General features: G+C 41.1%; 13 protein-coding genes and 1 tRNA gene. 12 read left to right on the plus strand and 2 right to left on the minus strand.

Annotated elements, in window-relative coordinates; all coding sequences use genetic code 11:
- Positions 1 to 18: 18 nt before the first annotated feature.
- Positions 19 to 101, plus strand: a tRNA-Leu gene (locus tag ACZ47Z_RS06245).
- 72 nt (positions 102 to 173) lie between these two features.
- On the opposite strand, the gene ACZ47Z_RS06250 is transcribed toward ACZ47Z_RS06245, so the two are convergent.
- Entirely contained in the window at positions 174 to 374 is a 201-nt protein-coding gene (locus tag ACZ47Z_RS06250; RefSeq protein WP_020436712.1) for a helix-turn-helix domain-containing protein, read from the minus strand.
- Between the two features lie 229 nt (positions 375 to 603).
- Here ACZ47Z_RS06250 and ACZ47Z_RS06255 point away from each other — a divergent pair, with 229 nt between their 5' ends.
- Complete coding sequence (locus ACZ47Z_RS06255) at positions 604 to 822, plus strand: hypothetical protein (protein WP_054751034.1); 219 nt, start codon at positions 604 to 606, stop codon at positions 820 to 822.
- On the opposite strand, the gene ACZ47Z_RS06260 is transcribed toward ACZ47Z_RS06255, so the two are convergent.
- Positions 819 to 1,448: an HAD family hydrolase gene (locus ACZ47Z_RS06260; RefSeq protein WP_054751035.1), complete on the minus strand. Its 630-nt coding sequence runs from the start codon at positions 1,446 to 1,448 to the stop codon at positions 819 to 821. The genes ACZ47Z_RS06255 and ACZ47Z_RS06260 overlap by 4 nt on opposite strands.
- Positions 1,449 to 1,634: 186 nt before the next feature.
- Between ACZ47Z_RS06260 and polA the strand changes: the two genes are divergently transcribed.
- The 10 genes from polA to ACZ47Z_RS06310 all read left to right on the plus strand — a co-directional run bounded on the left by polA (position 1,635) and on the right by ACZ47Z_RS06310 (position 12,915).
- Complete coding sequence (gene polA, locus ACZ47Z_RS06265; RefSeq protein ID WP_464525973.1) at positions 1,635 to 4,250, plus strand: DNA polymerase I; 2,616 nt, start codon at positions 1,635 to 1,637, stop codon at positions 4,248 to 4,250.
- Between the two features lies 1 nt (position 4,251).
- Positions 4,252 to 4,836, plus strand: coding sequence for a dephospho-CoA kinase (gene coaE / locus ACZ47Z_RS06270; RefSeq protein WP_015528916.1), 585 nt, complete (start codon positions 4,252 to 4,254; stop codon positions 4,834 to 4,836).
- On the plus strand, positions 4,833 to 5,630 hold the full coding sequence (locus tag ACZ47Z_RS06275; protein WP_117824972.1) for an MBL fold metallo-hydrolase: 798 nt from the start codon (positions 4,833 to 4,835) through the stop codon (positions 5,628 to 5,630). Before coaE ends, ACZ47Z_RS06275 begins: the two co-directional genes overlap by 4 nt.
- A 33-nt stretch (positions 5,631 to 5,663) precedes the next feature.
- A complete protein-coding gene (locus ACZ47Z_RS06280) occupies positions 5,664 to 5,936 on the plus strand; it encodes an ACT domain-containing protein (RefSeq protein WP_054751036.1) in 273 nt (90 codons plus the stop codon).
- A 29-nt stretch (positions 5,937 to 5,965) separates the two neighbouring features.
- Positions 5,966 to 7,330: a PFL family protein gene (locus tag ACZ47Z_RS06285; protein WP_054751037.1), complete on the plus strand. Its 1,365-nt coding sequence runs from the start codon at positions 5,966 to 5,968 to the stop codon at positions 7,328 to 7,330.
- Between the two features lie 14 nt (positions 7,331 to 7,344).
- A complete protein-coding gene (locus ACZ47Z_RS06290) occupies positions 7,345 to 8,202 on the plus strand; it encodes a DegV family protein (RefSeq protein WP_117568122.1) in 858 nt (285 codons plus the stop codon).
- Between the two features lie 129 nt (positions 8,203 to 8,331).
- Positions 8,332 to 9,618 (plus strand): nucleotidyltransferase, encoded by a 1,287-nt coding sequence (locus tag ACZ47Z_RS06295; RefSeq protein WP_055144484.1) that lies wholly within the window; start codon positions 8,332 to 8,334, stop codon positions 9,616 to 9,618.
- Positions 9,619 to 9,837: 219 nt separating this feature from the next.
- Positions 9,838 to 10,833 carry a phosphate acetyltransferase gene (gene pta / locus ACZ47Z_RS06300; RefSeq protein WP_015528922.1) on the plus strand — a complete coding sequence of 332 codons (996 nt, stop codon included), beginning with the start codon at positions 9,838 to 9,840 and terminating at the stop codon, positions 10,831 to 10,833.
- A gap of 116 nt (positions 10,834 to 10,949) precedes the next feature.
- Entirely contained in the window at positions 10,950 to 12,146 is a 1,197-nt protein-coding gene (locus tag ACZ47Z_RS06305) for an acetate kinase (RefSeq protein ID WP_054751039.1), read from the plus strand.
- A 241-nt stretch (positions 12,147 to 12,387) separates the two neighbouring features.
- Positions 12,388 to 12,915, plus strand: coding sequence for a YceD family protein (locus ACZ47Z_RS06310; RefSeq protein WP_464525974.1), 528 nt, complete (start codon positions 12,388 to 12,390; stop codon positions 12,913 to 12,915).
- The last annotated feature ends 1 nt before the right edge of the window (position 12,916 follow it).

A 12,916-nucleotide genomic window follows, 5' to 3' on the forward strand; every position in this document is an offset into this window, starting at 1 on the left:
TCTTGTCCGACAGAATAAGCCGCTGTGGCGGAATTGGCAGACGCACTTGACTCAAAATCAAGCGGTTAGTAGCCGTGCCGGTTCGAGTCCGGCCAGCGGCATCGAACGTAATCTCTGAACATCTTACAGATTCAATGTTTGCAAGATGTCCAGAGATTTTTCATTTTGTAAGTTCACTTTTTTCCACGTCCAACGAGATAATCAATTGAGACTGTATAATAATCAGCAAGTTTGATGAAGACATCAATAGGAACGTTGATTTTTCCAAGTTCATATTTAGAATATGTAGTCTGTTTGATGTTGAGATATGCAGCAACTTCTTTCTGCGTTTTATCATTATCTTCTCGCAAATTTCGTATGTTTTCGAATTTCATAATCCCATCCTCGTACCTTAAATCCGGTGTGCGAACTTAACCGGAAACAAGCTATTGTTCACAGTATCCAGTGAACAATAATCTGATATCTTTTGTATTTTTGGATTATTATATAAAAGTCCTGACACGACTATTGAAATATAGTCGTACTACGACTATAATTGATAAAAACATGAAAAATGTGCGAGAAATGAGACAGTATAAGAACTAAGGGGGATGGGAGAAAGTGATGAATAAAGAAAAAATAGATGATATGGATTATTATGAAAAGTATCTGTTGAATGCAACGAAAGAAGAAAGAGATTGCTATATAAAAGAACATCCCGATTTCATGAACGAATATCCGGTATCGTATGAACATCGGGAACTGCTTCAGGATAAGATTTATCGCGGATTGATGCGTAAAATCCGCGATTATGAAAAAAGTAAACAGAAGCGGAGATGTTAATCAAGCTCTCTTAAAATGGTTTTTAATTCTGAAAAAGAATGTATCGTCGGGTAATCTTCCTTAACATCTCCAAGACCATATTCAGCAAAGATAAAAGGGATACCGGCTTTTTTGCAGGAATCAGCATCTCCCTGGGTATCTCCGACATAGACAGGGGATGTCAGATTATTTTTCTCCATTAATTTCAGAATCGTCTGGTCTTTGGAAGTCTGCGTCTGGCCAAAACAAAGGAAATCTTTGATATATGGTTCCATGCCTGCGCCTTTCATCATAACTTCAATATATCCGCACTGGCAATTGCTTACAATAAAAAGAGGATATTCCAGAGCCAGCTCTTTGAGTGTGTCCATAACACCTTCGTAGTAAACACCGGGATGTGTTTCAAGATAGCGGTTTTCATAATCAAAACAGATATCCATCAGTTTTCTTCGAGAGTCCGTGTCGAGATCGGGAAAAACTCCGGCAGCAATTTCGTCCATTGTCTTTCCAAACAGTCCCTGAAGAATTTCGCGGTTTAAGTTTGGCTCAAGATCAGAGTTCTCTTTTATTGCAAGATTCCAGGATTCGGCTACAACTTCAACAGAATCCCAAAGTGTTCCATCTACATCAAATATAATTCCATCCATAATAATTCTCCTGATAGTATTTTTGAAAATATTGTTTACAAAATATTGGAGTCAAAAGGTTACTGTTCACTCCCTAAATTATGATACCATAAAATGAACCTTTAAAAAAGAAGTTAATTAGTGTATACTTTAATAATGGTTAAAATGAAATGCAACAAAAAGCAAGAGATAATAGGAGAGAATCTGATGAGAGATAAAATCGTACTGATCGATGGACACAGTATATTGAACCGGGCGTTTTATGGAGTTCCGGATCTGACGAATTCGGAAGGACTGCATACGAACGCAGTTTATGGATTCCTGAATATTATGTTTAAGATATTAGATGAAGAGAAGCCGGAATATCTGACAGTTACATTTGATGTGCATGCGCCGACATTTCGCCATGAGATGTTTGCAGATTATAAGGGCACGAGAAAGCCGATGGCAGAGGAACTGCGTCAGCAGGTGCCTGTGATCAAGGACGTTCTGCGTGCGATGCATATAGAAGTGATTGAAAAGGCCGGACTTGAGGCGGATGATCTTTTGGGAACCTTGTCTCATCGTTGTGAGGAGAAAGGAATGGATGTTTCCATCATTTCCGGAGACCGTGATACGCTTCAGCTTGCGACAGAGCATATTAAGATCCGCATCCCAAAGACGAAGCAGGGGAAGACGGAAGTAGAAGATTATTATGCGGCAGATGTGCAGGAACGCTATGGAGTAACACCGAAGGAATTTATTGATGTAAAGGCTTTGATGGGTGATACTGCTGATAATATCCCTGGTGTTCCGGGAGTTGGCGAAAAGACAGCGACAAAGATTATTCAGCAGTACCAGACGATTGAAAATGCGTACGAGCATGTTGATGAGCTGAAACCACCAAGAGCAAGCAAGAATCTGAAAGAATTCTGGGAACAGGCACAGCTTAGTAAGACTCTTGCGACGATTAAACTGGATGCAGATATTACCTTTGAACTTGAAAATGCCAGACATGAGAATCCTTATACAAAAGAAGCTCATGAATTATTCCAAAGACTGGAGTTTAAAAATCTGCTTGGAAGATTTGATGTAGAAGCGTCAGTGAATGATGTGGAAAAATATTTTCGTGAGGTAACAGGAAAAGAAGAAATTGAGAAAGTCTTTAAAGAGGCGGAGAAAGCAGAAACCGTTGGTGCGGCATTTTCCAAAGATGCTGGAAATGTTCTCCCATTGTTTGCGCATGCTTCAGGATACGGAAGGATTTCTCTTTGCTATGAAGCAGAAAAGATTGTTACGATTCCTTGTGATATGGATGCTGATTTTGAATATCTGACAGGAAAGTTGTCTCACCTTGCAAAAAGTGTGAAACGTTTTTCAATGTGTGGATTGAAAGAATATCTGGAATGGCTGCCGGAACTTACAAGTGAGAACGGATTTGATGCAATCGTAGCAGCATATCTTCTGAATCCTCTGAAAAATGATTACAATGCAGAAGATGTGGCAAGAGAACATTTGAATCTTTTAATTGATGAAAAACTTGATGAGGGTACAAAATCATGTTATGAGGCATATACAGCTTATGCCTGTGTCCCGGTTCTTGAGAAGAAACTGGAAGAGAATGGAATGTTCCGTTTGTTTAATGAAATTGAAATGCCATTAGTATTTACATTGTATGATATGGAACAGGCCGGTGTTAAGGTTGAAGGTGAAGAGCTGAAGCGTTACGGAGAAGAGCTTGGAGCAAGAATCGTTGAGCTGGAAAAAGAGATTTATGAAATGGCAGGGGAAGAGTTTAATATCAATTCTCCAAAACAACTTGGCGTGATTCTTTTTGAAAAACTGGAAATGCCTCATGCAAAGAAGACAAAGACCGGGTATTCTACAGCAGCGGATGTGTTAGATAAACTTGCACCGGAATATCCTATCGTAGCAAAGATTCTGGAGTATCGTCAGCTTGCAAAACTGAAGTCAACATATGCAGACGGACTTGCAAATTATATAGGGATGGATGGAAGAATCCACAGTAAATTCAATCAGACGATCACGGCAACCGGACGTATCAGCAGTACAGAACCGAATCTGCAGAATATACCGGTTCGTATGGAGCTTGGACGTCTGATCCGTAAAGTATTTGTACCAAAAGAAGGCTGTGTCTTTGTGGATGCGGATTATTCTCAGATCGAGCTTCGTATTCTGGCGCATTGTTCCGGTGACGAACAGCTGATCCAGGCATATCGTGAAGCGAGAGATATTCACCGAATGACAGCTTCCCAGGTATTCCATGTACCATTTGATGAAGTGACAGATCTGCAGAGAAGAAATGCAAAAGCAGTTAATTTCGGCATTGTGTATGGAATCAGTTCTTTTGGACTGAGCCAGGATCTGAGTATTTCGAGAAAAGAGGCGGCACAGTATATCGAGCATTATTTTGAATCCTACCCGGGAATTAAGACATTTCTTGATAAATGTGTGAGTGATGCGAAAGAAAAAGGATATGTAGAGACTTTATATGGAAGAAGAAGACCGATGCCGGAATTAAAATCCAGCAATTTTATGCAGAGAAGTTTTGGAGAGCGTGTGGCAATGAATGCACCGATCCAGGGAACTGCTGCAGATATTATTAAAATAGCAATGATTCATGTAAATGAAGAACTGAAGAAGAGAAATCTGAAATCACGGATGATCCTTCAGGTGCATGATGAACTTTTGATCGAAGCAGATGAAACAGAATTAGAAGAAGTACAGCAGATCCTTCAGGATAAGATGGAACACGCAGCAGAATTGTTAGTTCCGCTTAGCGTAGATATGCATACAGGGAAGAACTGGTATGAGGCAAAATAAGATGAAAGTAATTGGAATCACGGGTGGAGTTGGCTCCGGAAAAAGTGAAGTTTTAAAATTTCTTGAACAGGAGTACGGTGCGGTAGTCTGCCAGATGGATGAAGTTGCAAAGCAGATCCAGAAGAAAGGGACACAGGCGTTTTCGAGAATCGTACAGGAATTTGGTGAACAGATTGTCGGAAACAATGGTGAACTGGATCGCATGAAACTTGGAAGCTGCGTATTTGCAGATGAGAAGAAATTACAAAGATTGAATGATATTGTGCATCCGGAAGTGCTGGAATGGGTTCGGAAAGATATCTTGAAGAAAAAAGAAGAGTGTTGTTCTTATTATATTGTAGAAGCAGCACTTCTTCCAGAAGTAGGAAAGGAACTGTGTGATGAATTATGGTATATTTACACAGATGAAGCGGTTCGGAGAGAACGACTGAAAAGTTCCAGACATTATACGGATGAAAAGATCACCAGAATGATTGCTTCACAACCGGTAGAAGAAGTATTTCGAAAGGCATGCACAGTTGTAATTGATAATAGTGGAGACTTTGAAGCAACAAAGAGACAAATAGGAGATAGATTGAACAAATGAGAATGTGCAGTATTGCAAGCGGCAGCAGTGGAAACTGTATCTATGTAGGAAGTGATAATTCCCATCTTCTGATTGATACGGGGATTAGTAAGAAACGAATTGAAGAAGGTCTGAATAAGTTGGAAATTAAAGGGGACGAACTCGATGGGATTCTGATCACACATGAACATTCGGATCATATTAAGGGACTTGGTGTGTTCAGCAGAAAGTACGAGATCCCAATTTATGCGACGCCGGGAACGATTGCAGGAATCAAAGAGTCTTCCAGTCTTGGAAAGATGCCGGAAGGACTTTTACATCCGATTAAGGCAGATCACCCATTTCAGCTTGGTGAACTGGACGTACACCCATTTGCCATTTCTCATGATGCAAATGAACCGTCAGGGTATCGTATTGAACAAGGCGGGAAGTCCGTAGCAGTTGCAACAGATCTTGGAAAATATGATGATTATACAGTGGAGAATCTGAAAAATCTGGATGCGATCCTTCTGGAAGCAAACCATGATATCCATATGCTGGAAGTCGGAGGATATCCATATTATCTGAAGCAGAGAATTCTTGGCGATCGCGGTCATTTATCAAATGAATTGTCAGGACAGCTTCTTTGTGATATACTACATGATAATCTGAAACACATCATGCTTGGTCATCTGAGCAAGGAGAACAATTACGCAAGACTTGCTTATGAGACAGTGAAGCTGGAAGTTACGCTTGCAGATAATGAATATAAAGGGGAAGACCTGAATATGTTCGTTGCAAGCCGGGAATCAGTTTCGGATATTATTAATGTATAAAATTGAGTGAATCAAAGCGGAGGTACAGAAAGAATGAAGAAATGTATTGTCACAGTACTTGGAGAAGACACAGTAGGAATTATTGCAAAAGTATGTACATATCTTGCGGAAAATGAAATCAATATTCTTGATATTTCACAGACAATTATTCAGGGATATTTCAACATGATGATGATCGTAGATGTTGCGAAACTGAAGAAAGATTTCAAAGAAGTTTGTGATGAGATGGATGTACTTGGCAAAGAGATCGGTGTAACAATTCATTGTCAGAGAGAAGAGATTTTTGAGAAAATGCACCGTCTGTAAGAAGTCGGAGATAAGGTGAGGATAGGACTATGATTAATATGTATGAAGTATCAGAAACCAATAAGATGATCGAAAGCGAGAACCTTGATGTCCGCACGATCACTCTTGGAATCAGTCTGTTGGACTGTGTGGATTCTGATCTGGATGAACTGAACCGTAAGATTTATGAGAAGATTACAACAGTTGCAAAAGATCTTGTATCTACAGGAAAAGACATTGAGAAAGAATTCGGAATTCCGATCGTAAATAAGAGAATTTCAATTACACCTGTATCGCTTGTTGGAGCAGCAGCGTGTAAGACTCCGGAAGATTATGTGACAATCGCACGTACACTTGACCGCGCAGCGGAAAAAGTAGGTGTAAACTTCATTGGCGGATACTCCGCGCTTGTGTCGAAAGGAATGACACCAAGTGAAGAGAATCTGATCCGTTCAATCCCGCAGGCACTGGCCGAGACAGAGAGAATCTGTAGTTCCGTCAATGTGGGATCAACAAAGACAGGTATCAATATGGATGCAGTCCGTCTGTGCGGACAGATTGTGAAAGAAGCGGCAGAGGCAACGAAAGACAGAGACTCTCTTGGTTGTGCAAAGCTTGTTATTCTTTGCAATGCACCGGATGATAACCCGTTTATGGCAGGTGCATTCCTCGGTGTGACTGAGGCAGATACGATTATTAATGTAGGTGTCAGCGGACCGGGAGTTGTAAAGAAAGCGATTGAAAAAGCACGTGGAAAAGGTTTTGAAGAGCTCTGTGAAACAATTAAGAAAACGGCGTTTAAGATTACACGAGTAGGACAGCTTGTTGCAGGAGAGGCTTCTGAACGTCTTGGAATTCCATTTGGAATCATTGATCTTTCTCTTGCACCGACTCCGGCAGTTGGAGATAGTATTGCAGAGATTCTGGAGGAAATCGGACTGGAGCGCGTGGGTGCACCTGGAACAACAGCAGCACTTGCAATGCTCAATGACCAGGTGAAGAAGGGCGGCGTTATGGCATCTTCTTATGTGGGTGGACTCAGCGGTGCATTTATTCCGGTCAGTGAAGATCAGGGAATGATCGATGCAGTAAATGCAGGCTCTCTTACACTTGAGAAGTTAGAGGCAATGACATGTGTATGCTCTGTAGGACTTGATATGATCGCAATTCCTGGAAAGACATCAGCAGCGACAATCTCAGGAATCATTGCAGATGAGATGGCAATTGGTATGGTCAATCAAAAGACAACAGCAGTGCGCCTGATTCCGGTTATCGGTAAAGACGTTGGAGACGTGGCAGAATTTGGTGGACTGTTAGGTTATGCACCGATTATGCCGGTGAATGAATTTGGATGTGATGCGTTTATCAACAGACAGGGACGTATTCCGGCTCCAATTCATAGTTTTAAGAATTAATAGGGAGAAATTTGATGAGTAAAGTTGCAATTGTAACGGATAGTAATAGCGGTATAACACAGGAACGTGGAAAAGAACTTGGGATTTTTGTCCTTCCGATGCCATTTTTTATTGATGGAGAACTTTATCTGGAGGATATCACACTTTCCCAGAGTGAGTTTTATGAAAAGCTCGGAGCAGATTCTGATATTTCAACATCACAGCCATCCCCGGGAGAGGTCATGGATCTCTGGGATAAAGTTCTGGAAGAATATGATGAGCTTGTATGTATTCCGATGTCCAGTGGTTTGAGCAGCACATGTGCAACAGCTATTACTCTTGCAGCTGAATATGACGGACGTGTTCAGGTGGTTGATAATCAGAGAATTTCAGTTACACAGGAGCAGTCTGTTCTGGATGCAATGAATCTGCGTGAAGAAGGAAAGAGTGCAGCAGAGATCAAAGAAATACTGGAGAAAGAAAAACTTCAGGCAAGTATTTATATTACGGTGGATACTTTAAAATACCTGAAAAAAGGTGGAAGAATCACACCGGCAGCGGCGGCAATCGGAACGGTGCTGAACTTAAAGCCTGTTCTTCAGATCCAGGGAGAAAAGCTGGATGCATTTTCTAAAGCAAGAGGCTGGAAAACAGCGAAGAAGACAATGCTCAATGCAATAGAGAAAGATCTGAATGGACGCTTTGCCGATGTTAAGGATCAGATGGTTCTTGGCATGGCTTACACATGCAGTAAAGAAGAAGCACAGGAGTGGAAAGCAGAGATCGAAGAAAGATTTCCGGGATATGAGATTATGGAAGGATCATTGTCATTGAGTGTGGCCTGCCATATTGGTCCGGGGGCACTGGCGATTACTTGCATGAAGAGATTGTAAACTGGTAACTGTGACGAAATGCGTAGCATTTTGGAAGTTGGCTCTGAACAGTTACATAATCTGTATTGGTGAGAGGTGGTACTGTTCACACGTGGTGTGAGCAGTACTCTGCTTTTTTAGGAGAATATTATGAAAATAGTTGGTCTTATTACAGAATATAATCCATTTCACAATGGACATCTTTATCATATTAAAGAATCTTTGCGTGTAACCGGTGCAGATGCAGCCGTTGTTGTTATGAGTGGTGACTATGTGCAGCGGGGAACACCTGCAATCATGCCTAAAAGGATACGTGCAGAGATGGCACTGATGTGTGGTGCTGGAGCTGTCTTTGAACTTCCGGTCTGTTATGCGACGGGATCTGCGGAGCTTTTTGCACTTGGATCCGTATCTCTTTTAGAGTCTCTTGGAATTGTTGATTCTATCTGTTTTGGCAGTGAATGTAATGATCTCCCAATCTTGGAACAGCTTGCAGAACTACTTCTTGAAGAACCTGAAGCCTACCAGATTCTGTTGAAAGATTATCTGAAACAAGGGATGTCTTTTCCACGCGCCAGACAGGAAGCAATTCTTTCTTATACAGAAGATCCTCGGTTTGCAGAGATTTTAAGAAATCCGAACAATATTTTGGGGATTGAATATTTGAAAGCAATCAAAAAACTTGGAAGCAGGATGGAACCTTATACGATTGCAAGGCGTGGTGCACAGTATCATGATGAAGAACTGGACAGTGATTACAGTTCCGCTACGGCAATTCGTTCACTGCTTGCTTATTCAAGTTCATCTTTCAATACAGAACCAGTAGAAGGAAATTACGATGAGCTTTCGTTTTCGGGAATACTGTCAGAGTTGGAAAACCAGGTTCCAAAATGTTGTCTGGAACTTTTGAAGGATTATCATAAAGTACAGTATCCGATTTCACAGAATGATTTTTCTCTGATTTTGAAATATAAACTATTAAATAAACAGCCAGAAAGTCTGGTTCGATATGTGGATGTCTCTCCGGAGATTGCATCCAGAATTGCGAATCAGTTAAACAACTTTTTTAATTATAAACAGTTCTGTGATTTGTTAAAAACACGAGAACTTACGCAGACCCGAGTTAACCGGGCATTGCTTCATATTATGCTTGGAACGAAAAAGGCAAATGTGGAAGAATATATTGACAATGGCTATCATATGTATGCACGTCTGCTTGGTTTTCGAAAAGACAATGCAAAGCTTTTGACAGCTATGTCAAAGGAAAGCAGTCTTCCGGTTTTGACGAAAATGTCTGAAATTGACGATCTTCCGGAACTTGGTCAGAAAATGCTCAGACATGATATGCTTGCTTCAAATCTGTATACCTCAGTGGTGACGGATAAGTTTAAGACGGCGTTTCAGAATGAATATAAGCAAGGGGTTTTGAAGGTGTAAATTTTAATAAGAGCCAGAACAGTTGTCGTGAGAGGTGACTGTTCTGGCTCGTAATGTTCTTGGAAAAAAACAATGTTTGATAAAATTGTAACAATCTCACAAATATCCTATTACAAAGTTCGGATTGTATTTGAAAATGCACATAAAATGACTTGTATACAAAAAACGATTGAGTTATAATAGGACTAAGTGAGATAAAAAGAAAGGTGGCATTAAATCATGGGATTTATTGATGAAATCAAAGCAAGAGCGAAAGCTTGCAAAAAGACAATCGTTCTTCCGGAGACAGAGGACGAAAGAACTTACAAAGCAGCAGAGACAGTACTGAAAGAAGGACTCGCTGATCTGGTGCTTGTAGGAAGCAAAGAGGAGATTGAGAAGAACAAAGGTACATACGACATCTCCGGTGCAACAATCGTAGATCCTGCAACAGATGCAAGAACAGAAGGATATATTGCAAAACTTGTTGAGTTAAGACAGAAAAAGGGAATGACTCCTGAGCAGGCAAAAGAACTGCTTCTTAGTAACTACTTATACTATGGTGTAATGATGGTTAAGATGGGTGATGCAGACGGAATGGTATCCGGAGCATGCCACTCTACAGCAGATACACTTCGTCCATGCCTTCAGATCCTGAAGACAAAACCGGGAACAAAGCTCGTATCCGCATTCTTCCTTATGGTAGTACCGAACTGCGACATGGGAGCAAACGGAACATTTATCTTTGCTGATGCAGGACTTGAGCAGAATCCAGATCCGGAGAAACTTGCGAACATCGCTATTTCATCCGCAGATTCTTTCAAACTGCTTGTTGAGAAAGAGCCAGTTGTTGCTATGCTTTCTCACTCAACAAAGGGAAGTGCTAAGCATGCAGATGTAGATAAAGTTGTTGAGGCAACAAAGATCGCTCAGGAACTCGCACCAGAGCTTGCTCTTGACGGAGAACTTCAGCTTGATGCAGCTATCGTTCCATCCGTCGGGGAATCTAAAGCACCGGGAAGCAAGGTTGCAGGACATGCTAACGTACTTGTATTCCCAGACCTTGATGCTGGTAATATTGGATACAAACTTGTTCAGAGACTTGCTAAAGCAGAAGCTTACGGTCCTCTGACACAGGGAATCGCCGCTCCGGTTAACGACCTTTCCCGTGGATGCAGCGCTGAAGATATCGTAGGCGTTGTAGCTATCACAGCTGTACAGGCACAGGCTGAATAATTGTAATTGTTTACAGATTTTTTAAAATAGTTACGGGTAATCAAAAGAAACAAAGAGGGTAGTGTGAGCTGCCCTCGGATAATAATAATAAGGTTTTTTCAGGAGGAAAAAAGAAAATGAACGTATTAGTAATCAACTGCGGAAGCTCATCTCTGAAATTCCAGCTGATCAACGCTGAGACAGAGAATGTACTTGCAAAAGGACTTTGTGAGAGAATTGGAATCGACGGACGTCTGACATATCAGCCGGCTGGCGGAGAGAAAGAGAAATCTGATCTGGCTATGCCAACTCATACAGAAGCAATTCAGTTTGTAATTGATGCTCTGACAAATGAGAAGACAGGAGTTGTTAAGAGCCTTGATGAGATCGGAGCAGTTGGACACCGTCTCGTACATGGTGGAGAGAAGTTTGCTTCATCTGTAGTAATCACAGACGAAGTAAAAAAAGCAGTAGAAGAGTGTAATGATCTTGCACCGCTTCATAACCCGGCAAACTTGATCGGTGTTGCAGCATGTGAGAAACTGATGCCAGGAACACCTATGGTTGCAGTATTTGATACAGCTTTCCATCAGACAATGCCGGAGAAGGCTTATATGTATGGACTTCCATATGAGTACTATGAGAAATACAAAGTAAGACGTTACGGTTTCCACGGAACAAGCCACAGCTTCGTATCTAAGAGAGCAGCAGAAGTAATGGGAAAATCTTACGATGAAGTAAAGACAATTGTATGCCACCTCGGAAATGGATCCAGTGTAAGTGCTGTTCTTAACGGAAAATGTGTAGATACTTCTATGGGACTTACTCCACTTGAAGGACTTGTAATGGGAACACGTTCAGGTGATATCGATCCTGCAATCATGGAGTTCATTGCTAAGAAAGAGAACCTTGACATTGAAGGTGTTATGGAAGTACTGAACAAAAAGTCTGGTGTATTTGGAATTTCAGGCGGACTTTCAAGTGACTTCCGTGACCTGACAGACGCTATGAATGCCGGAGATAAGAAAGCTAAGATCGCTATGGATGTATTCTCATACAGAGTAGCAAAATACATCGGATCTTACGCTGCAGCTATGAATGGTGTAGATGACATCGTATTTACAGCTGGTATCGGTGAGAACGATGATTATGTAAGGGAAGAAGTATGTAAATACCTTGGATACCTTGGAGTAGACTTCGATTCAGAAGCGAATGCAGGACTCAGAGGAAAAGAAGCTGAGCTTACAAAAGAAGGATCAAAGGTTAAAGTATTTGTTATTCCTACAAACGAAGAGCTTGCAATCGCCCGTGAGACATTAGCGCTTGTAAAATAATTGAAGAAATCTTAATTTGAGAAAGTGTATACGATAGTGATCTATAAAGATTATATCGTATATGAGCGCAGGACTGAGGTGCCAAGAGAGCAGTTCAGTCCTGCTTTTGCGCATAGAAGAAACAAAAATGTATCCAATACATTTTGCTCTTCATAATATTTTTAATAGAAATTATAAATATCTGTTGACAAACATTTTTTCCATGATATAATAGTTTAGGTATGAATAGGAGAAATACATTATGTTGATTAACCTATCAGACGTTTTGTCAGACCAGCATAAGACGGTTGAAGAAACTGTGCGGCTGGAGATGGAAGAGATCCGGTTACAATCCGGAACCTACCCCATTATCAGCAAGGAGCCGGTTCATGTTAAAGTAGAGCATATAAGGGGAAAAGAACTGCTCATCACAGCTGAGACCAGATTGAGTGTCATGATTCCATGTGACCGTTGTCTGGAGGATGTGAAACGGGAGTTTGAACTGAATTGTGTGAAACATGTGGACGTAGGCCTCTCCGACGCAGAACTGACAGAGGAGCTGGATGAATCAAACTTTATTGACGGATATCATCTTGACGTGGACAAACTGCTCTTTCATGAGATTTTGTCGAGCTGGCCGACGAAAGTACTTTGCAGGGAAGACTGCAAGGGATTATGCAATGTATGCAGTCAGAATTTAAATACGGGGTCTTGTAACTGTGAAGATACAGGGCTTGATCCGAGAATGTCAGTTGTCCGTGACTTATTTAAGAATTTTAAGGAGGTGTAAC

This window comes from Mediterraneibacter faecis, assembly GCF_055383675.1.

Bases quoted from the DNA above. Each gene is read 5' to 3' on its own strand.
- ACZ47Z_RS06250 (WP_020436712.1), bottom strand. From the start codon at position 374: ATGAAATTCGAAAACATACGAAATTTGCGAGAAGATAATGATAAAACG.
- ACZ47Z_RS06255 (WP_054751034.1), top strand. From the start codon at position 604: ATGAATAAAGAAAAAATAGATGATATGGATTATTATGAAAAGTATCTG.
- ACZ47Z_RS06260 (WP_054751035.1), bottom strand. From the start codon at position 1,448: ATGGATGGAATTATATTTGATGTAGATGGAACACTTTGGGATTCTGTT.
- polA (WP_464525973.1), top strand. From the start codon at position 1,635: ATGAGAGATAAAATCGTACTGATCGATGGACACAGTATATTGAACCGG.
- coaE (WP_015528916.1), top strand. From the start codon at position 4,252: ATGAAAGTAATTGGAATCACGGGTGGAGTTGGCTCCGGAAAAAGTGAA.
- ACZ47Z_RS06275 (WP_117824972.1), top strand. From the start codon at position 4,833: ATGAGAATGTGCAGTATTGCAAGCGGCAGCAGTGGAAACTGTATCTAT.
- ACZ47Z_RS06280 (WP_054751036.1), top strand. From the start codon at position 5,664: ATGAAGAAATGTATTGTCACAGTACTTGGAGAAGACACAGTAGGAATT.
- ACZ47Z_RS06285 (WP_054751037.1), top strand. From the start codon at position 5,966: ATGATTAATATGTATGAAGTATCAGAAACCAATAAGATGATCGAAAGC.
- ACZ47Z_RS06290 (WP_117568122.1), top strand. From the start codon at position 7,345: ATGAGTAAAGTTGCAATTGTAACGGATAGTAATAGCGGTATAACACAG.
- ACZ47Z_RS06295 (WP_055144484.1), top strand. From the start codon at position 8,332: ATGAAAATAGTTGGTCTTATTACAGAATATAATCCATTTCACAATGGA.
- pta (WP_015528922.1), top strand. From the start codon at position 9,838: ATGGGATTTATTGATGAAATCAAAGCAAGAGCGAAAGCTTGCAAAAAG.
- ACZ47Z_RS06305 (WP_054751039.1), top strand. From the start codon at position 10,950: ATGAACGTATTAGTAATCAACTGCGGAAGCTCATCTCTGAAATTCCAG.
- ACZ47Z_RS06310 (WP_464525974.1), top strand. From the start codon at position 12,388: ATGTTGATTAACCTATCAGACGTTTTGTCAGACCAGCATAAGACGGTT.